The 21,510-nt window shown below is 45.9% G+C and carries 17 protein-coding genes; 15 read left to right on the forward strand and 2 right to left on the reverse strand.

The window, feature by feature from the left end; genetic code table 11:
• Positions 1-98: 98 nt before the first annotated feature.
• Entirely contained in the window at positions 99-1,490 is a 1,392-nt protein-coding gene (locus tag CLV93_RS06015; protein ID WP_106541260.1) for a bifunctional UDP-3-O-[3-hydroxymyristoyl] N-acetylglucosamine deacetylase/3-hydroxyacyl-ACP dehydratase, read from the forward strand.
• Between the two features lie 48 nt (positions 1,491-1,538).
• Entirely contained in the window at positions 1,539-2,321 is a 783-nt protein-coding gene (lpxA, locus tag CLV93_RS06020; RefSeq protein WP_106541261.1) for an acyl-ACP--UDP-N-acetylglucosamine O-acyltransferase, read from the forward strand.
• A gap of 69 nt (positions 2,322-2,390) precedes the next feature.
• On the opposite strand, the gene thiL is transcribed toward lpxA, so the two are convergent.
• On the reverse strand, positions 2,391-3,443 hold the full coding sequence (gene thiL / locus CLV93_RS06025; RefSeq protein WP_106541262.1) for a thiamine-phosphate kinase: 1,053 nt from the start codon (positions 3,441-3,443) through the stop codon (positions 2,391-2,393).
• Between the two features lie 162 nt (positions 3,444-3,605).
• On the opposite strand from thiL, the gene sufB reads away from it, so the two are divergent.
• The 13 genes from sufB (at position 3,606) to glgP (ending at position 19,784) form a co-directional block, all read left to right on the forward strand.
• A complete protein-coding gene (sufB, locus tag CLV93_RS06030; RefSeq protein ID WP_106541263.1) occupies positions 3,606-5,051 on the forward strand; it encodes a Fe-S cluster assembly protein SufB in 1,446 nt (481 codons plus the stop codon).
• A 32-nt stretch (positions 5,052-5,083) separates the two neighbouring features.
• The gene (gene sufC / locus CLV93_RS06035; RefSeq protein WP_106541264.1) at positions 5,084-5,836 is read left to right on the forward strand and encodes a Fe-S cluster assembly ATPase SufC; all 753 of its coding nucleotides are present in this window, start codon (positions 5,084-5,086) and stop codon (positions 5,834-5,836) included.
• A 2-nt stretch (positions 5,837-5,838) separates the two neighbouring features.
• Entirely contained in the window at positions 5,839-7,212 is a 1,374-nt protein-coding gene (sufD, locus tag CLV93_RS06040; protein ID WP_106541265.1) for a Fe-S cluster assembly protein SufD, read from the forward strand.
• Between the two features lie 116 nt (positions 7,213-7,328).
• Entirely contained in the window at positions 7,329-8,546 is a 1,218-nt protein-coding gene (locus CLV93_RS06045; RefSeq protein ID WP_106541266.1) for a cysteine desulfurase, read from the forward strand.
• A gap of 51 nt (positions 8,547-8,597) precedes the next feature.
• On the forward strand, positions 8,598-9,029 hold the full coding sequence (locus tag CLV93_RS06050) for a SufE family protein (RefSeq protein WP_106541267.1): 432 nt from the start codon (positions 8,598-8,600) through the stop codon (positions 9,027-9,029).
• A 3-nt stretch (positions 9,030-9,032) separates the two neighbouring features.
• Positions 9,033-9,338, forward strand: coding sequence for an iron-sulfur cluster assembly protein (locus CLV93_RS06055; RefSeq protein WP_106541268.1), 306 nt, complete (start codon positions 9,033-9,035; stop codon positions 9,336-9,338).
• Between the two features lie 62 nt (positions 9,339-9,400).
• Positions 9,401-10,330: a tRNA epoxyqueuosine(34) reductase QueG gene (gene queG / locus CLV93_RS06060; protein ID WP_106541269.1), complete on the forward strand. Its 930-nt coding sequence runs from the start codon at positions 9,401-9,403 to the stop codon at positions 10,328-10,330.
• A gap of 63 nt (positions 10,331-10,393) precedes the next feature.
• A complete protein-coding gene (locus CLV93_RS06065; RefSeq protein ID WP_106541270.1) occupies positions 10,394-11,224 on the forward strand; it encodes an alpha/beta hydrolase in 831 nt (276 codons plus the stop codon).
• Positions 11,221-12,216, forward strand: coding sequence for a GSCFA domain-containing protein (locus CLV93_RS06070; protein WP_170108875.1), 996 nt, complete (start codon positions 11,221-11,223; stop codon positions 12,214-12,216). Before CLV93_RS06065 ends, CLV93_RS06070 begins: the two co-directional genes overlap by 4 nt.
• 109 nt (positions 12,217-12,325) lie before the next feature.
• Positions 12,326-14,269, forward strand: a complete 1,944-nt coding sequence (locus CLV93_RS06075; protein WP_106541271.1) for an amylo-alpha-1,6-glucosidase — start codon at positions 12,326-12,328, stop codon at positions 14,267-14,269.
• 35 nt (positions 14,270-14,304) lie between these two features.
• Entirely contained in the window at positions 14,305-15,618 is a 1,314-nt protein-coding gene (locus CLV93_RS06080) for a glycosyltransferase (protein ID WP_106541272.1), read from the forward strand.
• Between the two features lie 12 nt (positions 15,619-15,630).
• Positions 15,631-17,022, forward strand: a complete 1,392-nt coding sequence (locus CLV93_RS06085) for a polysaccharide deacetylase family protein (RefSeq protein ID WP_106541273.1) — start codon at positions 15,631-15,633, stop codon at positions 17,020-17,022.
• A gap of 170 nt (positions 17,023-17,192) precedes the next feature.
• Complete coding sequence (gene glgP, locus CLV93_RS06090) at positions 17,193-19,784, forward strand: alpha-glucan family phosphorylase (RefSeq protein ID WP_106541274.1); 2,592 nt, start codon at positions 17,193-17,195, stop codon at positions 19,782-19,784.
• A gap of 63 nt (positions 19,785-19,847) precedes the next feature.
• Here glgP and CLV93_RS06095 read toward each other — a convergent pair whose 3' ends face one another.
• On the reverse strand, positions 19,848-21,500 hold the full coding sequence (locus tag CLV93_RS06095) for an AMP-binding protein (RefSeq protein WP_106541275.1): 1,653 nt from the start codon (positions 21,498-21,500) through the stop codon (positions 19,848-19,850).
• Between the last annotated feature and the right edge of the window lie 10 nt (positions 21,501-21,510).

The following is a 21,510-nucleotide window of genomic DNA, read 5'->3' on the forward strand; positions in this document are numbered from 1 at the left end:
TTGTTTATTTTTGGGAATTCTGAAATAATAAAAATGGGATGAGAACTCCCGGAATTCCGGCATTAGCCTAACCGGGTTGAACCAAATTTCTCAGAAAAATGAGTGTGAAACAAAAGACCATTGCGAAACCTGTTTCGGTGACAGGTATAGGACTCCATACGGGAGTAGAAGTGACGATGACCTTTAAACCTGCTCCCGAAGATCATGGTTTCAAATTTCAGAGGATAGATGTAGAGGGAAAACCGGTGATTAACGCCGATGTATCGAAAGTAAAAGGTACTTCGCGCGGAACGGTTCTTCAGGAAGGTGAAATTGGAGTTAGCACGATTGAGCACACGATGGCTGCTTTGCTCGGGATGGATATTGACAATGTGCTGATCGAGGTAGATGGTCCCGAAGCTCCCATTCTGGATGGTAGTTCTGCTCCGATTGTGACTGCTTTGAAAGAAGCAGGAATCGCAGAGCAGGAAGCTCGTCGCGATTATTTTGAAATCAAGCAGAAGATAGTTTACCGGAACGAAGAACAAGGGATCGAATTGATTGCCCTTCCGGACGATGAATTTTCCCTGGATGTGATGATTTCCTATGATTCGGTAGTGTTGGGAAATCAATTTGCGACACTTAATTCGTTAGATAACTTTGAAAAGCAGGTGGCTCCTTGTCGCACTTTCGTTTTTGTACGGGAGCTGGAAATGTTGTTAAAGAATAACTTGGTGAAAGGTGGCGATCTGGATAACGCAATTGTTATTATGGATCAGAAAATGCCGCAGCAGGAGCTGGATCGCATTGCTGATTTGTTTCATCACGAGCATGTTCAGGTTGATAAGATTGGTGTCTTGAACAATGTCGATCTGCATTTCGAGAATGAATGCGCCCGTCATAAGCTGCTTGACGTGATTGGTGATTTGGCGTTGGTTGGAAAACGAATCAAGGGGCGGATCATTGCTCGCCGTCCGGGACACATGGCTAACACCGAATTTGCCCGGATTCTCCAAAAAGAATGTAAGCGTCAGACGGCACTGAATTCAGCTCCGGAATACGATCCCAACGCAACTCCTTTATACGATATTAACGAGATAAAAACGATGCTGCCGCACCGGTCTCCATTTCTTTTGGTTGACAAAATTATGGATAAGGGCGACGATTTCATTATTGGAGTTAAGAATGTGACCATGGATGAACCGTTTTTCAGCGGTCATTTCCCTGATGAGCCGGTTATGCCGGGCGTTCTGATGGTGGAGGCTATGGCGCAATGTGGTGGTGTATTTGTGATTAGTTCATTACCTTCCGACGGAAATTATTCTACTTATTTTATGAAACTTGATAATATTAAGTTCAGGAAGAAAGTGGTTCCGGGGGACACCCTGATATTTAAATTGAAGCTGACAAGTCCGATTCGACGTGGAATTGCCAATATGATTGGTTACGCTTTTGTGGGCGATACGATTGTTTGCGAAGGCGAATTTATGGCTCAAATTGTTAAGAACTAAGATGATTCTGAAACGACAACCAGCGGTGTTGTCTCAAATTTTATAGTAATGAAACAACCTTTAGCGTACGTTCATCCCGAAGCTCAGATTGCTGAAAATGTAGTTATTGAGCCCTTTACAACTGTTGATAAGGACGTGGTGATTGGCGAAGGTTCCCATATTGGACCTAATGTTACCATTTTACCGGGTACCCGGATTGGTAAAAATTGTAAAATATCTCCCGGAGCGGTGATTGGTGGTGAGCCGCAGGATCTGAAATTTCAGGGAGAATACACTACCGTGGAAATTGGAGACAATACAACCATTCGCGAGTATGTAACCATCAACAAAGGTACTGCTGCTAAAGGTAAAACGGTGGTGGGAAGCAACTGTCTGATCATGGCATATGTCCATATTGCCCATGACTGTGTGGTTGGAAACAACGTTATTTTGGTTAACTATACCGGTCTGGCCGGTGAAGTGTTCGTCGACGACTTCGCCATCCTGGGTGGATATACAGCCGTACATCAGTTCTGCCATATTGGTAAGCATGTGATGCTTTCAGGTGGTTCGCTGGTGCGGAAAGATGTTCCTCCGTACATCAAGGCAGGCCGTGAGCCACTTTCCTATGTTGGTGTAAACTCTATCGGACTTCGTCGTCGTGGATATACCAACGAAAAAATCCGTGAGGTGCAGGAAATCTACCGTCTGATTTATCAGAAAGGTTACAACAATACACAAGCGTTGGAAGTAATCGAAGCTGAGCTTCCTGCTTCCCGCGAACGCGATGATATTCTGTTGTTTGTGAAAGATTCGAAACGAGGAATTATCAAAGGATATTTCCCCGATTGATGATATGATATTGAAAAAGAAAACCGCCTCCATTTCCGGGGCGGTTTTTTATTGCTTGAGGTTTTTGTCTTATTCCTGATTCATCAAAGGATTCCATCCTTGTGCCATCAACGGAATTTCCTGACCGCTGCCGGCGGTAACCAAATTCGTTCCTTCCGACTTTTCTGTGATGTGCCCAATGACTGTAATGTCCGGATGATTCCGGATTTTATCATATTCACCTACCGGGATGGTGAATAACAATTCATAATCTTCGCCTCCGTTCAATGCCGCAACCAGCGGATTAACATTTAACTCTTCCGCCATTTGTTTGGTCTGGTCGTCCATCGGAATGCGATCCTCGAATAACTTGCAGCCGGTTCCCGATTCTTCACAGATGTGCATAATTTCGGATGACAATCCATCTGATATATCGATCATGGCCGTGGGATGAATTCCTTGTTCCTGGAAGATTCTCAACATGTCACGCCGGGCTTCCGGTTTTAACTGTCTTTCCAGGATGTAGTCATAACCTTCCAACTGCGGTTGCATTTTCGGGTTCACTTTGAAGACTTCGTTTTCTCTTTCCAAAAGCTGCAATCCCATGTACGCGCCGCCTAAATCACCGCTGACACATAAAAGATCAGTTGGTTTGGCGCCGCTGCGGAAAACCAAATCTTCTTCTTCAGCTTCACCAATAGCGGTAATGGAAAGTACCAGTCCTGTCATCGATGAGGTGGTGTCTCCTCCCACCAAATCAACTCCGTACGTGTCACAGGCCAACCGGATGCCGGAATAAAGCTCGTCGAGTGCTTCTATAGAAAACTTCGACGATATGGCCATACTTACGGTAATCTGTTTCGGGATGGCATTCATAGCATAAACATCGCTGAGGTTGACTACCACGGCTTTGTATCCTAAATGTTTTAACGGGACATACATTAGGTTGAAATGAATTCCTTCCGTCAGCATATCAGTAGTTACGACCGTCTTTTTGTTATTAAAATCTAAAACTGCACAGTCATCGCCAACCCCCTTGAGGGTACTTTTGTTGTGTATAGTAAGATGTGATGTAAGCCTGTTGATCAGGCCAAACTCTCCGAGTTCGGAAAGTTGATGAATTGTTCTTTTTTCGTCTGTCATATAATAAAAGACCTCGAGGTTTTTTTAGTAGGAATCAGGCTTCAAAAATAGCGCACATTTTATATCTTTGCAACAATTTAAAAGCGGTCTATTTAAATGTGTTAACGGTGTGAGACGCGCATAGTGAAGAGGTGGGCCGGCTTTAATTAAATATTCGCAGTTATGGAAGACCAAAATAAACTACTTGATAAAGTAACAAAGAGTGAATATCAGTATGGTTTTGTGACCAATATTGATTCCGATACGCTGGGAAAAGGGTTGAATGAAGATGTGATTCGTTGGATCTCGGCCAAGAAGAAAGAGCCTCAGTTTATGCTTGATTTCCGTTTGAAAGCTTATCGCAAATGGCTGGAGATGGAAATGCCGGACTGGGCTTACCTGAAAATCCCGGAAATCGATTACCAGGACATCATCTATTATTCGGCGCCGAAAAAGAAAAAGGAATTGCAGAGTCTTGACGAAGTGGACCCTGAATTGCTGAGTACTTTCGAAAAACTGGGTATTCCGCTGGAAGAGCAGAAATTGCTCGCCGGCGTGGCAGTGGACGCGGTGATGGACAGCGTGTCGGTGAAAACCACTTTTAAAGAAACACTTGCCGAAAAAGGGATCATCTTCAGTTCGTTCAGTGAAGCTGTTCAGGAGCATCCCGATTTGGTTCAGAAATATTTGGGAATGTCGGTTCCGTCGACTGACAACTACTTTGCTGCGCTGAATGCAGCCGTTTTCTCCGACGGTTCGTTTGTTTACATTCCGAAAGGTGTTCGTTGCCCGATGGAGCTTTCAACTTATTTCCGAATCAATGCCGCAAATACAGGTCAGTTCGAGCGTACGCTGATTGTAGCCGACGACGATAGCTACGTTTCGTATCTTGAAGGTTGTACCGCTCCGATGCGTGACGAGAATCAGTTGCACGCGGCCGTTGTGGAAATCATTGCGCTCGATCGTGCAGAAGTAAAATACTCGACTGTACAGAACTGGTATCCCGGTGATGAGAACGGAAAAGGCGGTATCTACAACTTCGTGACAAAACGCGGATTGTGTAAAGGAGAATCATCCAAGATTTTCTGGAACCAGGTGGAAACCGGTTCCGCCATTACCTGGAAATACCCGAGTTGCATTTTGTTAGGCGATAATTCGGTAGCGGAGTTTAACTCAGTAGCTGTTACCAATAACTACCAGCAGGCCGATACCGGAACCAAGATGGTGCACATCGGTAAAAACACCAAGAGTACCATTGTATCGAAAGGTATTTCGGCCGGAAAGAGTGACAACTCCTATCGTGGTTTGGTAAGGGTTGCTCCCAAAGCGGAAAATGCCCGGAACTTCTCGCAGTGTGATTCGTTGTTGCTCGGCGATACCTGTGGAGCTCATACCTTCCCGTACATCGAAGTTTCCAATAATTCATCGGTGGTGGAACATGAGGCAACCACATCGAAAATTGGTGAAGACCAGATTTTCTATTGTAACCAACGCGGAATTTCAACACAGGATGCAGTTGGAATGATTGTGAATGGTTATGCACGTGAAGTAATCAATAAATTGCCCATGGAATTTGCAGTAGAAGCACAAAAACTGTTGCAAATCAGCCTTGAAGGCAGTGTGGGTTAATCGGATATATACGTAAGATAAGTTCAGAAAATATGTTAATTGTAAAAGACTTACACGCTAAAGTCGAAGGAAAAGAAATATTGAAGGGCATTAACCTCGAGGTAAATCCCGGAGAGGTTCATGCCATTATGGGACCCAACGGTTCAGGAAAAAGTACATTGGCTAATGTATTAGCCGGTCATGAGAATTATGAGGTGACTGGTGGAGAGGTTACATTCTTCGGAAAGGATTTGCTCGATATGGATGCAGATGTTCGTTCCAAAGAAGGTTTGTTCCTCAGTTTCCAGTATCCGGTAGAAATTCCGGGTGTCAGCATGGTCAATTTCCTGAAGACCGCGTTGAATGAACATCGTAAATATCAGGGAAAAGATGAGCTGAAAGCCGGCGATTTTCTGAAACTGATGAAGGAAAAGAAAGCGCTGGTCGAAATCGATTCTCATCTGACCAACCGTTCTGTCAACGAAGGTTTTTCAGGTGGAGAGAAAAAGAAGAATGAAATCTTCCAGATGGCTATGCTCGAACCGAAACTGGCAATCCTTGATGAAACGGACTCAGGACTGGATATCGATGCGCTTCGTATTGTGGCTCACGGTGTGAATGCCCTGAAGCGCCCTGATAATGCCACCATCGTGGTAACGCACTATCAGCGTCTGCTCGATTATATTGTCCCCGATTTTGTTCATGTTTTGTATAACGGTCGTATTGTGAAGTCCGCCGGAAAAGAGCTGGCACTGGAACTGGAAGAGAAAGGTTACGACTGGATCAAAAAAGAGGTGGGAGCGTAAATATGACTGAGGCGAAAAGAAATCAAGAAATCAATCAGCGGCTCGCCAACCTTTTTGAATCGAATGTTCACCTTCTGGAAGATGGTGCGGGCGGTGTTCTTAATGATGCACGCAAGCCGGCAATCGAGGCATTCCGGAAACAGGGAATTCCCGATTTTAAAACGGAAAACTATAAGTATACCAACCTCGCGAAGATTTTTGCTAACGAGAATCACCGCCGGGTGTTTGCTTACGAGGAAAGTAACGTCAATCTGCACGAGCTTTTCCAGTGCGATGTTCCGGAACTGGACACTAACCTGGTGATGCTTACCAACGGCTGGTATTATTCCGGTAACGAACAGCTGACAGAACTCCCGGAAGGAGTTGTGGTGACCAGTCTTCGCAAAGCTGCGGTTGAATATCCCGAGTTGGTTGAAAAATACTATGGCAAGATGGCGGATCCGGAAAAAGATCCGTTGACCGCATTGAATACGGCTTTTGCCCAGGATGGTGTCTTTATTTATGTACCGCGAAGTGTTGTGGTAGAGAAGCCCATTCAAATCATCGACCTGATGAGAGGGGGCGAAAATACTTATGCGACACAACGTAATCTGGTAATTGCCGAAGAGAACAGTCAGGTGAAAGTGATTTTCTGCGATCATACGCTTGACCCGCAGGACTACATGGTAAATAACCTGACGGAAGCTCACGTTGGTGAAAATGCGGTTGTCGATTTTTACAATCTGCAAAACCAGCATAATAAGGCTGTAAACTTGACCGGTTTGTATATCCGTCAGGAGCGAAATTCTAATGTGTTGACAAATACCTTGTCACTGCATGGCGGAATTGTTCGCAACAACCTGAACGTTCTCATCGATGGCGAGCATGCTGAAGCTAATTTGTATGGGCTGGCACTGACAGACAAAAGTCAACATGTCGATAATTTCACTTTCGTTGAACATGCGCATCCCGATTGTCAGAGCAACCAGCTTTTCAAGAATGTTTTGGATGATCAGTCCACCGGTGGATTTACGGGCCGGATTCATGTGGGACGTGGAGCACACGGAACGTTGGCTTACCAGCGAAATAACAACGTGTTATTGACAGGCACTGCGAAAATGAATACGAAGCCGCAGTTGGTGATTGATAACGACGATGTGAAATGTTCGCACGGAGCTACGGTTGGACGGATTGACGAAGAGGCTTTGTTTTACCTGAAATCACGTGGTATTGCTGAACGGGAAGCCCGCCTGATGTTGATGTATGCTTTCGCGCACGAGGTGCTGCAGGAAGTTCGCGTTGAAAAACTGGGAGAACGAATTGACGAGCTGGTGAACAAGCGCCTGCGCGGAGAAGTGTCTAAATGTCACTCCTGCGTGATGGATTGTGAAAGCTGATTCGTTTCGTTTTAGGGAGAAGAACATCGCTTTTTCGCTTACGCGGAAGGCACAAAGCATAAGCCGGGAGTTAGCGTTTTAAACTTAGCTTCCGGTTCAATAATTTTATTCATATTATGAGTCTCGATTTCCGGAAAATTAGAAAGGATTTTCCCATCCTTGACCAGCAGGTTCACGGAAAGCCACTGGCCTATCTCGATAACGCTGCTACTACGCAGAAACCCCGGGTGGTTCTCGATAAGGTGGAAGAATATTACCTGAAGACCAATGCCAATATTCATCGCGGGGCTCATTTTATGGCCAACGAAACAACCGAGGCTTTCGAAGGCGCGCGCGAAACAGTGCGGCAGTATATCAAAGCAGGCGATCGGGGCGAGATTATTTTCACGCATGGAACTACGGAATCGGTTAACCTCGTTGCTTATTCTTTTGGTGAAGCGTTCGTTTCGGAAGGTGACGAGATTGTAGTTTCTGAGCTGGAACATCATGCGAACATTGTTCCCTGGCAATTGCTTTGCGAGCGGAAGAAAGCAACACTGAAAGTATTACCGTTCGACGAAAAAGGCGTTCTGAAAATTGAAGAGCTGGATGGTTTGCTAACTGAGCGCACCAAGTTGGTAGCGATGAACCATGTGTCAAATACACTGGGGACGATCAATCCGGTTGAGAAGATTGTCGAGATTTCACATAAGCGAAATATCCCGGTGTTGCTCGACGGGGCGCAGGGAATTGCCCATTATCCGCCGGATGTACAAACGCTCGATTGCGATTTCTATGTTTTCTCCGGTCACAAGATTTACGGCCCTACCGGGATTGGCGTTTTGTACGGAAAGCGGAAATGGCTGGAGCAAATGCCACCTTTCATGGGCGGTGGGGAGATGATTTCGGAGGTGAAGTTTTCCGGAACGACCTTTAATGAACTGCCCTATAAATTTGAGCCCGGGACGCCCAATTACATAGGAGCTATTGCGTTGGGAACGGCTATAGAGTATGTTCAGTCGCTCGGAGTTGACAATCTGGCAGTTCGTGAACAAGAAATATTGAAACTGGCAACAGAGAAACTGAAGTCAATCGAAGGTATCCGGTTCTTCGGAGAAGCTGAAAATAAGGTAGGTGTAATCTCTTTCGAGATTGAAGGGATTCACTCATTCGATTTAGGTACGCTTCTTGATCAACTGGGCATAGCGGTCCGTACCGGGCGCATGTGCACCGATCCGATCATGGATCATTTTGACGTACCCGGAATGACGAGGGCTTCGTTTGCATTTTATAATACGGAAGAAGAGGTTGAGGCGTTGTACAAGGCCCTGATTCGTATCAAGGGAATGTTTTGAATTTTATCGTAAGTTTGTTCCCTTGATTTTGATTCAAAGCAGTTTTTCGTTATGACTATTGAAGATATACAACAGGAAATCATTGAAGAGTTTTCGGTGTTCGAAGATTGGATGGACAAGTACGCATACCTAATTGAACTCGGGAATGAACTGGAACCCATTGATGCGAAATATAAGATTGATGACAACCTGATTCGGGGATGCCAGTCACGGGTGTGGCTTCATCCTGAAAAGGACGGTGATAAAATTCTGTTTGAAGCAGAAAGTGACGCGATTATTGTGAAAGGCCTGGTGGCTTTGTTGCTGCGTGTACTTTCCAATCGTTCACCGAGGGAGATAATCGATGCCGATTTACATTTTATCGATGACATCGGATTGAAACAACATTTGTCTCCTACACGTTCAAATGGATTACTGGCCATGGTGAAACAGATGAAACTTTATGCTCTGGCCTACGAAAAACTTTCACAACAGGAGGGTTAAGAAATGGATGAAAGAATTGACAAAATAATTGCCAGCCTGAAAGAGGTTTACGACCCGGAAATTCCGGTCAATGTATACGATTTGGGCATGGTTTACAGTGTTGATGTGGATGAACACAACACGGCCAACGTACTAATGACATTAACGGCTCCGAACTGTCCCGCCGCCGACATGATTGTTTCGGATGTGGAGTACATGACGAAAAAGGTGGACGGCGTTGAAGACTGCAAGGTGGAGATTACTTTTGATCCGCCGTGGGATAAATCGATGATGTCCGAAGAGGCGCGACTCGAACTCGGCTTCATGTAAAATATTTAACCATCACATATTGTGGTGGTTTTTTTGTCAGAAAATATCGTACCCGGAAACGAATGGATACCGAAAAAGCCACATACAGCGAGCGCATCAAGGAAGAGGCGAAACGGCTCGGTTTTACCGATTGCGGCATAGCGGCCGTCGAGCACCTCGATGAAGAGGAGCCTCGCTTGTTGCAATGGCTTGAAAAAGGCATGAACGGGCAGATGGGCTACATGGAGCGAAATGTAGAGAAACGTCTCGACTCGGGAAAATTGGTGGAAGGTGCCCGTTCGGTGGTTTCGGTTATTCTTAATTACTATCCGGGCGAAACGCAAAAGGCCGAAGATGCGCCGGTGATTTCGAAATATGCTTACGGAACGGACTATCACTTTGTCATCAAGGACAAGCTGAAAAGCCTGATGCGGTTTATTCAGGAAGAGATTGCTCCTTGTTCCGGACGACCGTTTGTCGACTCGGCGCCGGTTCTCGACCGGGCATGGGCACGTCGGGCTGGACTCGGCTGGATTGGTAAGAACTCCCACCTTATTTCGCCTAAGCATGGCTCCTTCTTTTTCATCGGTGAACTGATCATCGATTTGGAACTGGCATATGATAAGCCCGCTGACACTGATTTCTGCGGCTCTTGCACCCGCTGTATCGACTCGTGTCCAACCAAAGCCATAGTGGCGCCTCACACCATCGATGCCCGGAAATGTATTTCTTACCTGACTATTGAAAACCGCGAAGAAATTCCCGAAGCTTTTAAAGGTCAGCTGCAGGACCGCATGTATGGCTGTGACATCTGCCAGGATGTTTGCCCGTGGAACCGGACTCCTGCTCCTCATAATGTCGAAGCATTCCAGCCTAAGCCTGAGCTGCTTGAAATGTCACGTGCTGAGTGGAAAGAGCTGGACCGGGAACACTTCAATCAACTCTTCCGAAAATCGGCGGTAAAACGAGCCGGTTTTAAAGGCCTTCGCCGCAACATCGATTTTTTAGATTAATTAAGTTTTACTCCTGCGAACTTTTTTGCACATTTAGTTAATCAAAGATGAACCCTTGTGCCAATGAAGTTTTCGGAATACAAATGGGAATCGTTCGACGGACTGGACTACTATGCGGTCAGTTGGGCGCCGGATGTTTATCCGAAGGCAGTTTTGGCACTGGTCCACGGTCATGGCGATCATTGCCGCAGGTATGACCATTGGCTGAGTCGTTTTCCGGAGCAGAATCTGGCTGCTGTGGCATTCGATTACCGGGGACACGGACGATCGGGTGGAAAAAAGGGCGTTCTTCGCCATTACACCGATTTTTTGCAGGACGTGGAGCTATTGGTGCGAAAGACACGCGAATTGTTCCCCGGCATTCCGGTTATCCTTTTCGGACACAGCATGGGCGGAAACATGGCGTTGAGTTACTGTTTGCGCAGAGCTGCCATTCCACAGCTGGCTATCATCACTTCGCCATGGATAACGTTGCGAAAAAGGCCCGGTGCTGTAATGACTGCAGCAGCTTGTTTGGCCAATAGGTTGACGCCCCGTCTCACGTTCAAAACCGGACTCCGTTCACGCGATTTCTCGGAAGATAATGAATCGGCGGAGTCGCGAAGCAAAGATGAGCTGTTGCACAACCGAATCTCTGTCCGGCTGTTTTGCGAAGTGAAGCGCGAAGGCGAATGGTTACTGGAAAATGCCTATCGGTTGAATATTCCGGTCTTGTTGATGCAAGGTCTGGATGATCCCATTATGGATAGCAATGCCGGTCTGAAGCTATTCGATAATGCGGCCGACCGGATTACCTACCGTGGATGGCACGGCGCTCGTCATCAATTGCACGATTACGAGAATCAGGACGAGGTGTTGGAGTTTATTTTTCACTGGATAGAACAGAATATATGAGCCGATTCAGAACGAAAATAGAATTGCCGGATTACGAGAAGAAACTCGACTACCGTGATAAAATCGTGCTGATGGGATCATGCTTTGCCGAAAGCATTGGGGAAAAGCTCACGAGCCGCTGTTTCCCGGTCGATGTGAATCCATTCGGAATTTTATACAATCCGGTTTCGGTGGGGAATAGCCTGGAGCTTCTGATGGAAGAAAAGAAATTTAAGGATAAAGATATCTTTTTTGCTAACGGACGATGGAACAGCTATCACCACCATAGTCGTTTTTCTCATCAGGATAAAAAAATCTGCCTTGAGGAAATTAACAAACGCGTAACATTTGGGGCAGAGCAACTTCGCCAGGCTGGTTTTCTTTTCATTACTTTCGGTACAGCCTGGGTGTATGAAAACCGCGACGATGAAAAAGTAGTGTCCAATTGTCACAAGCAGCCGGTAAAGCAATTTCTCAGATACCGCTTAAATGTTGATGAAACGGTTGCCCGCTGGGAGACTTTGCTAACCCGGTTGTGGGAGATGAATCCCGGTTTGCAGGTTATTTTTACCGTGAGTCCGATACGTCACTGGAAAGATGGGGCTCACGAAAACCAAATCAGTAAATCGGTGTTGTTTCTAATAATCGAGACCTTGTTGAATCGGTTTGAAAAGGGGCGAATAGCTTATTTCCCATCGTATGAAATTGTGATGGATGAATTGCGGGACTACCGGTTTTACGCCCCTGACATGGTTCACCTGGGCGATACCGCTGTCGATTATATCTGGGAGCGCTTTTCGGATGTTCTAATAACAAAAGATAGTTTGAGCATCATGAACAGAGTAGAAAAACTGCGACGAGCGACCGAACACCGGCCCTTCGATGAACATGGGAGAGACTACCGCTTATTCCTTGACAATCAGTTAACACAGGCTGATAAATTGATGAAACAATACCCGTTCCTTAACATTCAAGATATTTTGGAGTATTTTCTTCGAAAACTGAAGGAATAAATTTTTACAGAGGTGCCAATTGCCTAAATTTTTCTGTATTTTAAATTCATTCCTATTGCGATTTTTTGGAAATTAATCGTTGAAGCGCATTAAAATTAATTCTGCACCTATGAGCTATCTGAAATTTGATAAACAGCAGTTAGTCAATCTGGAATATTCACTGCAGCGTGAATTTCTTCGCACCAACCGTGCGGGAAGTTATTCATCTTCTACCCTTGCGGGATGTAATACCCGTAAGTATCACGGTTTGCTCGTTACTCAGTTGAATGAGCTGGACGGAGGGAGACATGTACTGCTTTCGTCGTTGGATGAAACAGTGATTCAGCATGACGCAGAATTTAACCTGGGAATACACAAGTTCCCGGGCGACCATTACGAGCCCCGCGGACATAAATATCTTCGTGATATTGAATTCAATAAAATTTCAAAGCTCACTTACCGCGTTGGTGGTGTCATTCTTTCGCGTGAGAGGATTTTGGTAGAAAAGGAAGAACAGCTTCTGATCCGATACACGCTGGAAGATGCTCATAGTCCGACAACGCTTCGGTTCAAACCATTTCTGGCTTTTCGAAATGTTCACACACTGAGTAAAGCCAACATGTTTGCGAATACGCGTTTTGTTCCGGTTGAGAATGGAATTAAAATGCGCTTATACGAGGGGTATCCCTTCCTGCACATGCAGTTTTCGAAAGAAGTCGATTTTGTTCCTGTCCCGGATTGGTATTTCAATATCGAATACATGAAGGAGCAAAAAAGAGGTTACGAGTTTCAGGAAGACCTCTTTGTGCCGGGATATTTTGAACTTCCGATTAAGAAGGGAGAATCCATTGTTTTCTCGGCATCGACAGCCGAAGAGAAGCCGAGCGGATTTAAACGCCGGTTTACCAACGAAACAAAGAAGAGAACGCCTCGTGATTCGTTTTCCAACTCGTTGCTCAATTCTGCCCAGCAGTTTCTTTGCATGCGGGACGACGGTGATGATATTATTGCCGGTTATCCCTGGTATGAGTCAATTCCGAGGCAAACTTTTCTGGCGATTAACGGAATTCTGTTGCGCCAGGGAAACATGAAAACGTATGAGTCGATTCTGAAAACGCATACCAAGCGTTTAAAGGACGGCCTTTTCCCAAAATATGTTGGTGCCGGCGAAAGTGATTACGATGCAGCCGATGCACCGTTGCTGTTCTTCGCCAGTGTGCAGGAGTTGAATGATTACGTGGAGAAGAAAGAGCTCTGGGAGAAGTATGGTCCGACCATGAAGAAGATACTGGCCAACTACCGGAAAGGCACACGATTCAATATCCATATGCAGGATAACGGCTTGATTCATGCGAAAGCAGAGAATGTAGCGCTGACTTGGATGGATGCTTACGTGGAAGGAAAACCGGTTACACCGAGAGGTGGTTTGGCCGTTGAGATCAATGCGCTTTGGTACAACGCGGTTTCTTATGCTCTGGAGTTGGCTGAAATTGCCGGAGATCATGCTTTTGTTGAGGAGTGGAAAGATATACCGGAAAAAATCGCCGCCTCGTTTCAGGAAACATTCTGGTGCGATGACGAAGAATACCTGGCCGATTATGTCGATGGCGATTACAAAGATTGGTCAGTGCGTCCCAACATGCTTTTTGCTGCCTGGCTTTCATATTCTCCATTATCGCGGGAGCAGAAAAAAGCCGTTATCAGCCGGGTGAAGAATGAGTTGCTTACCACCAGTGGGTTGCGCTCGTTGTCGCCGAAAAATCAGGAATATTTGGGAATATGTGACGGAGATTTGAGTGCCCGGTCACTGGCGATGCACCAGGGAACTGTTTATCCGTTTTTTATCGGGCCTTTTGTTAAGGCGTATATAGGAATTCATAAGATGGGGGGGATGTCGTTTGTGAAAAACATTATGGAGTCCTTTGAAGAAGAAATGACAGAACACTGTATTGGCACACTTTCCGAAATGTATGACGGAAATCCGCCCCACGAGGCCCGTGGCGCCGTTTCCCAGGCATGGAATGTGGGCTCCATATTATCGGCCATTTCGTTTCTTGATAACTATGAAGAGTAATGTCAGTTAGAAAACCCCTTAAATCGAAGAGCTGAATGAAAGTATTAATGTTTGGATGGGAATTCCCTCCCCATATCAGTGGCGGCCTCGGAACTGCCAGTTACGGACTCACCAGGGGATTGGCCCATTATGATGATGTGAATGTTCTCTTTGTTGTTCCCAAAGCTTACGGTGACGAAGATCGATCGGCTGTGGATAATATCATTGGTGCCAGTGACGTGCCGATTACACGAAAGCAGGTGAAGTTTGAGGATCTGCAGAAAAAGGTCGATTATTTTGAAGTGGATTCATCCCTGATTCCCTATGTCGGGCCGGAAGAATTTTATAAGCTCACACAGCAAAAAGTTAGTTCACGATCGCGTTTCATTCAGACCGACTCGGAAGGACGATTACCTTTTACAGGAAAGTATGGTGCCGATTTATTGCAGGAGATAGCCCGTTATGCACTCGTGGCAGAAGTGATTGCTCAGGAGAATGAATTCGACCTGATTCACGCACACGATTGGTTGGCTTATCCTGCCGGAATAGCTGCCAAAAAAGCCAGTGGAAAACCGTTGGTCGTGCATGTGCACGCTACCGATTTCGACCGTTCGGGGGGAAGTGTTAATCCGAGTGTTTATGCCATCGAACGCGAAGGTATGGAGGCTGCCGATAAGGTGATTACCGTGAGTAATCTGACCCGGAATATTGTTATCGATAAGTATGGTATCGATCCGGCCAAAGTTGTGACGGTTTATAACGCAGTTGAACCAGTTGAACGCAAACCGAGACTGGGTATTACCAAAGGGGTGGATGAGAAGATCGTGACGTTTCTAGGGCGAATTACCATGCAGAAAGGACCGGAGTATTTTATCGAAGCAGCTCACCAGGTTTTGCGGCGGATGGACAATGTCCGTTTTGTGATGGCGGGCAGCGGCGATATGATGAACAAGATGATAAAACGTTCGGCCCAGTTGGGAATAACCGACCGCTTCCATTTTACAGGCTTTTTAAAAGGAGATGACGTGTTTGATATGTTCCGCCTCAGCGATGTGTATGTGATGCCTTCGGTGTCTGAACCATTTGGAATTTCGCCACTAGAAGCAATGATGTCGGATGTTCCGGTGATCATTTCCAAGCAGTCGGGTGTGGCCGAAATTCTGACACACGCCATCAAAGTCGATTTTTGGGATATCAATGCCATGGCCGATGCCATCTATTCGATATTGAAGTATCCTGCTTTACCTAAGATGTTTAAGAAACATGGCCGGATTGAAGTAGACCACCTGCAGTGGCGCCACTCTGCAGCACATGTGCGCCAGGTGTATTTATCTGCTTTAGGACAGCCAATCAGTAACAGTAACGCGTAAAAAGTTAGCCATATGAAATCCGTTTGTTTGTATTTTCAGATTCATCAGCCATTTCGTTACCGGAAATACCGCTTCTTTGATATTGGTAACGACCATTACTATTATGATGATTATGCCAATGAAACCATTCTGAGAAAGGTGGCAAACAATTGTTATTTGCCGGCTAACAAAGTGTTGCTGGAGCAACTGAAGAAGCACAAAGGAAGATTTAAGATAGCCCTCTCAATTTCGGGTATTGCGCTGGAGCAATTTGAACTGTATGCGCCCGAAGTTTTGCACTCGTTTCAGGAGCTGGCTGATACCGGTTATGTGGAATTTCTGTCCGAAACCTACTCTCACTCGCTTGTTTCATTATTCGATGGTGAGTCTTTCGAGAGACAGGTGAAGGATCACGATGATAAAATCGAAACTTATTTCGGTCAGCGTCCAACCGTTTTCCGGAATACCGAAATGATCTATTCCGATGATATCGGGGATAAGGTGTATAAAATGGGGTTCAAAGCCATGCTCACCGAAGGAGCAAAACACGTTTTGGGCTGGAAAAGTCCTAATTTCCTCTATTGTAATGCTGTTAATCCGCGGCTGAAGGTGCTGATGCGGAACTACAAACTCAGTGACGATATCTCTTTCCGCTTTTCGAACAAAGGCTGGAATGAATACCCACTGACCGCTGAGAAATTCGTGAACTGGATGAATGCGCTCGATAAGAATGAAGAGATGATCAACCTGTTCATGGATTACGAAACATTTGGCGAACATCAGACGAAAGACTCAGGCATATTCGATTTCCTGAAGAATTTCCCGGAGGTTGCATTAAATAGTGGAGAATTTACTTTTGATACTCCTTCAGAAATAGTTGATAAGTACCAGCCCATTTCGGCAGTGCATGTTCCGCACCCGATTTCCTGGGCGGACGAAGAGAGAGATCTTTCTGCCTGGCTTGGAAATGAGTTGCAGGAAGAAGCTTTTGGTAAATTATATGATTTGAAGGACCGGATGTTGCGGTGTACCGATCCGGTTATGATTAAAGACTGGAACTACCTGCAAATTAGCGACCATATGTACTACATGTGTACCAAGTTCTTTTCCGATGGCGAGGTGCATATGTACTTCAATCCCTACAGCAGTCCGTACGAAGCGTTCATTAACTACATGAATGTGCTGAGCGACTTCAGGATTCGACTGAACGCATTGGTTCCTGAATCGGAAACCGACCGTGAAATTGCGGCTTTGAAAGAAGTCATTGACGAAAAGGAAGACCGGCTGACAAAAGCCGAAGAAGAATTGAGAAATCTGAAAAAGAAATTGAAAGAAGCTAAAGGTGCTACCTTACCTAAGGTGGAAAAGAAGAAAACGACAAAAAAGACAACAGCAAAGAGTAAAACGAAAAGTAAGAGTAATTGACAAATAGTTCGACCTGCTTTTTGACCAGACTCACTATTCAAACCTATGTTCTAGTAATTTAACGTACAGGTAATTTGTATTGGCTAAATTGCATGCAAATTGCCGTGTGAAAGTAGTTGACCCATTATTAACCGAACTCTTGCAGAAGGAGAGTTAAATGCATACGAATCATGGAAAGACAAGGAGTGAGATTTGTTAAACTACCCGAGAACCCTGAACCAACCTGGAAAAAAATAATAGTCGAGTCAAATGTTCCTGAGCGTCTGAAACCTCTTCGCGAAATCGCAAAGAATTTGTGGTGGAGCTGGAATGACGATGCGAGGAAGCTTTTTGAGGAGATCGATCCTGAAATTTGGGAACAAACAGCACACAACCCGATATTGCTTCTGGAAGAAACAAGCTTTGAACGCTACGATGAACTGGAAGCAGATGAAGCTTTTATTTTGCGCATGCGCGAAGTAGAAGCCCGTTTACACCAATATCTTGAGGAGCGTAATGAGTTATTAGGGCCGAAGGTGGCATATTTCAGTATGGAGTATGGCTTGCATTCGAGCCTGAAGATTTATTCCGGTGGATTGGGAATTCTGGCCGGCGATTACCTGAAAGAAGCCAGTGACTCAAAAGTCGATATGGTAGCCGTTGGTTTATTGTACCGTTTCGGTTATTTCAAGCAAACGATTTCGGGAAACGGTGAGCAGGTGGCGCATTACGATGCCGAGCATTTTACCCATATTCCGGTGCAGCCGGTAATGGACGACAACGGCAACTGGGTGACCATTACGATCGAGATGCCCGGACGGACCGTATTGGCTCAGGTTTGGGTCGTACATGTAGGAGCCGTGAAGTTATATCTGCTCGATACCGACATGGAAGCGAACCAGGAGCAGGATCGGTTCATTACTCACCATTTGTATGGCGGCGATAATGAGAATCGGTTGAAACAGGAAATGGTACTCGGTTTGGGTGGAATCAGGGCACTGGAAAAGATGGGTATTTCAGCTGAGATTTATCACATCAATGAAGGTCATGCCGCCTTCATCGGTTTGGAGCGAATGTGCAATCTGCAGCAGAAAACCAATCTTACTTTTGCTGAAGCCAAAGAAGCTGTTCGGGCGTCGAACCTCTTCACGACTCATACACCGGTTCCGGCCGGACACGACGCCTTCCACGACGATTTGTTCCGTGCCTACATGGAGAAATTTACCGATCGGTTGGGAATTTCGTGGGAAGAATTCCAGATGTTGGGAAAATCGCACATGCACGAAGACCATTTCAACATGAGCTTTCTGGCGGCTAATATGTCCGAACGCATCAACGGTGTAAGTCGTTTGCACGGGCGGGTTAGCCAGGAGCTGTTGGTCGAGCTTTATAAAGGTTTCCTTCCGGAAGAGTTGGAAAATGTTGGATATGTAACCAACGGAGTGCACTATCCGACATGGGTGGCGCCGGAATGGAGAAAGATCCACGATAAATTTCTGAAGGAAGAGCTGCCGGAAGATATTCACGATTATGATGAAGATTCGGAAGCCCGTGCTTGGAAGAATATTTACAAGGTGGAAGATGGTGTTATTTGGAATACTAAATCGAAACTGCGCGCCCGGTTGATTGAATACATCAAAGAGCGTTTTACCGATATTCATATTCAGCGAAACGAAAATCCGAAATTCATTGCCGAGGCATTGTCGAAGCTGAATCCCAATGCGCTGACAATCGGTTTTGCCCGGCGTTTTGCCACCTATAAGCGAGCGCACCTTATTTTCCGGAATCTCGACCGGCTGAATAAGATTGTGAACAACCCGGAACGCCCGGTGCAGTTTATTTTCGCTGGTAAAGCACACCCTGCCGACAAAGAAGGACAGGATTTGATCAGGTACATCATGGAGATCTCCAAGCGGCCGGAATTTATTGGGAAGATTTTGTTCATCCAGAATTATGACATGAACCTCGCCAAAATTATGGTGCAGGGTTGCGATGTGTGGATGAACACCCCGACGCGCCCGCTGGAAGCTTCCGGTACCTCAGGCGAAAAAGGTGTGATGAATGGAACGTTGCACTTCTCGGTTCTTGACGGCTGGTGGGTCGAAGGTTACAAGAAGGACGCCGGATGGGCCCTTCCGGAAGAACGCTCGTTCGATATTCAGGATTTGCAGGATGAACTGGATGCGGAAAGCATTTACAGTACCCTGGAAAACGAGATTATTCCGGCTTATTACTACCGTAACGAAAAAGGCGTACCGGTTCTTTGGGTCGACTTCATCAAAAATACATTTGCTGAAGTGGCGCCTTACTTTACCACACGCCGGATGATGCGCGACTATTTCGACCGTTTCTATATCAAGCAAGCCGACCGATCAAAGGATATCATTGCGGAAGATTACAAGCATGCCCGCGAGATGGCGGAGTGGAAATCGAAAATTTCCAATGTTTGGAATGATATCGAGCTGGTGAGTGTGCAGTTGGCCGACGGCATTACAAATTCCTATAAAATGGGGCAGGACTATCCGTCGAAAGTGGTGCTCGATTTGAAAGAATTGACGCCTGAGGAAGTTGGCGTGGAAATGATTGTGGTTACGTCGGATGAACCTGTTGAGTTGATACAGAAACAGGAGTTTACTCCCGTGAAAACGGAAAACGGAATGACACATTACCAGTTGGATCTCAATCTGAAGCAGTCGGGAACCTTTAATTACGGTTTACGGGTCTATCCGAAGAATGAGAACCTTCCGCACCGCCAGGATTTCCGTTACCTGAAATGGATTTAAAAGCTATGCTATAATAAATGAAAAGGCCTCCCGAATTCGGGAGGCCTTTTTTTCTGAGTATTCTTATACGGGCTCAATGCCTTGCTCTTTCAGCAGTTCGATACTGAGTTCGCTGAGTTTGTATTTCTGTATTTTTCCGCTGGCCGTCATCGGATATTCATCCACAAAAAAGATGTACTTCGGTATTTTGTACCGGGCAATCTGTCCACGGCAATAATCTTGCACATCTTCCGCGGTTAACGTTGCGCTTTCTTTCAGTTTGATAAAGGCTCCGATTTGTTCGCCGTATTTGGGACTGGGAACGCCGGCGATTTCAACCGATTGAATTCCCGGCATCTCGTATAGAAAGTTTTCGATTTCGCGCGGATAGATATTTTCGCCACCACGAATAATCATATCCTTTATTCTTCCGGTTACCCTGAAATAGCCTTCTTCATCCTTCACGCCCAAATCGCCCGAATGCAACCAACCGTCCTTGTCGATCGCTTTGGCAGTGGCTTCCGGATTTTTGTAGTAACCTTTCATTACGTTGTATCCCTTGCAGCAAAGTTCTCCCTGCTCTCCCGGTTTCAGCTCTTCACCGGTTTCGGGATCTACAACTTTTACATCGACAAAAGGAAACTCTTTACCAACGGTTGTCGAGCGGATTTCCGGCGGATCGGTGGTCCGTGTGGCAGTCATTCCCGGCGACGATTCAGTCAGTCCGTACACAATGATGATTTCTTTCATGTACATCTTCTCCATCACCTGGTTCATCGTGTCGATGGGACAAGGTGCTCCCGCCATGATTCCGGTACGTAACGAGGAAAGATCGAACATGTCGAACATGGGATGATTGAGTTCGGCAATGAACATGGTCGGTACGCCGTAAAGCGCCGTACAACGTTCTTTATGCACCGACGCCAAAACCATCAATGGATCGAAATTCTCGACCATCACCATCGTAGCTCCATGCGAAATAATGGCACACACGGCCAATACACAGCCAAAGCAATGAAATAATGGTACACACACGCATAACCGATCGTTTTGTGTGTAATTCATGCATTCGCCGGTGCTGTAGCCATTGTTCAAAATGTTATGGTGCGATAGCATGACTCCCTTTGGGAAGCCTGTGGTTCCTGATGTGTATTGCATGTTCACCACATCGTGCGGCGACACCATTTTCTTTGTCGAATTCAGCAGGTCATCATCCAGTTGGCTACCGAGCAAAATCAGTTCGGCGGTATTGTACATCCCGCGGTGTTTTTCCGGGCCGATGAAAACAATATTCTTCAAAAAGGGGAATTTCTCGCTTTCCAGGTAGCCACGTTGACTCTCCTTTAGTTCCGGTACCAGTTCATATACCATTTTCACGTAGTCGCTGTCGCGGAAACCGTTGATAATGCAGAGTGTTTGCAGGTCGGAGTTTTTGATGAGGTACTCCAGTTCGTGCAATTTGTAGTTGGTGTTGATAGTAACCAGCACAACACCAATTTTAGCGGTCGCGAACATGAAGGTCATCCAATCGGGAACGTTATTGGCCCAGATTCCCAGCTTATCTCCGGGACCCATTCCAATATACTGGAGGCCCTTTGCCAGGTTATTGACCCGCTCGTCGAATTCCCGGTAGGTGAAGCGCAGGTTACGATCGGGATAAACCATGAATTCCTGGTCAGGCGTTTTTTTCGCCCAATATTCAAGCTGCTCGCCTAATGTAATATCAAGTAATTCCATAAGAAGCCGT

It is taken from the genome of Prolixibacter denitrificans, assembly GCF_003014495.1.
In the GTDB taxonomy this organism is placed as follows: Bacteria; Bacteroidota; Bacteroidia; order Bacteroidales; family Prolixibacteraceae; genus Prolixibacter; species Prolixibacter denitrificans.

What these genes read in the sequence shown, in the direction of transcription:
- CLV93_RS06050 (WP_106541267.1), top strand. Translation starts at nt 8,598, where the DNA reads ATGACTATTGAAGATATACAACAGGAAATCATTGAAGAGTTTTCGGTG.
- CLV93_RS06080 (WP_106541272.1), top strand. Translation starts at nt 14,305, where the DNA reads ATGAAAGTATTAATGTTTGGATGGGAATTCCCTCCCCATATCAGTGGC.
- lpxA (WP_106541261.1), top strand. Translation starts at nt 1,539, where the DNA reads ATGAAACAACCTTTAGCGTACGTTCATCCCGAAGCTCAGATTGCTGAA.
- CLV93_RS06070 (WP_170108875.1), top strand. Translation starts at nt 11,221, where the DNA reads ATGAGCCGATTCAGAACGAAAATAGAATTGCCGGATTACGAGAAGAAA.
- CLV93_RS06045 (WP_106541266.1), top strand. Translation starts at nt 7,329, where the DNA reads ATGAGTCTCGATTTCCGGAAAATTAGAAAGGATTTTCCCATCCTTGAC.
- thiL (WP_106541262.1), bottom strand. Translation starts at nt 3,443, where the DNA reads ATGACAGACGAAAAAAGAACAATTCATCAACTTTCCGAACTCGGAGAG.
- CLV93_RS06095 (WP_106541275.1), bottom strand. Translation starts at nt 21,500, where the DNA reads ATGGAATTACTTGATATTACATTAGGCGAGCAGCTTGAATATTGGGCG.
- queG (WP_106541269.1), top strand. Translation starts at nt 9,401, where the DNA reads ATGGATACCGAAAAAGCCACATACAGCGAGCGCATCAAGGAAGAGGCG.
- sufC (WP_106541264.1), top strand. Translation starts at nt 5,084, where the DNA reads ATGTTAATTGTAAAAGACTTACACGCTAAAGTCGAAGGAAAAGAAATA.
- CLV93_RS06075 (WP_106541271.1), top strand. Translation starts at nt 12,326, where the DNA reads ATGAGCTATCTGAAATTTGATAAACAGCAGTTAGTCAATCTGGAATAT.
- CLV93_RS06065 (WP_106541270.1), top strand. Translation starts at nt 10,394, where the DNA reads ATGAAGTTTTCGGAATACAAATGGGAATCGTTCGACGGACTGGACTAC.
- sufB (WP_106541263.1), top strand. Translation starts at nt 3,606, where the DNA reads ATGGAAGACCAAAATAAACTACTTGATAAAGTAACAAAGAGTGAATAT.
- CLV93_RS06055 (WP_106541268.1), top strand. Translation starts at nt 9,033, where the DNA reads ATGGATGAAAGAATTGACAAAATAATTGCCAGCCTGAAAGAGGTTTAC.
- glgP (WP_106541274.1), top strand. Translation starts at nt 17,193, where the DNA reads ATGGAAAGACAAGGAGTGAGATTTGTTAAACTACCCGAGAACCCTGAA.
- CLV93_RS06015 (WP_106541260.1), top strand. Translation starts at nt 99, where the DNA reads ATGAGTGTGAAACAAAAGACCATTGCGAAACCTGTTTCGGTGACAGGT.
- sufD (WP_106541265.1), top strand. Translation starts at nt 5,839, where the DNA reads ATGACTGAGGCGAAAAGAAATCAAGAAATCAATCAGCGGCTCGCCAAC.
- CLV93_RS06085 (WP_106541273.1), top strand. Translation starts at nt 15,631, where the DNA reads ATGAAATCCGTTTGTTTGTATTTTCAGATTCATCAGCCATTTCGTTAC.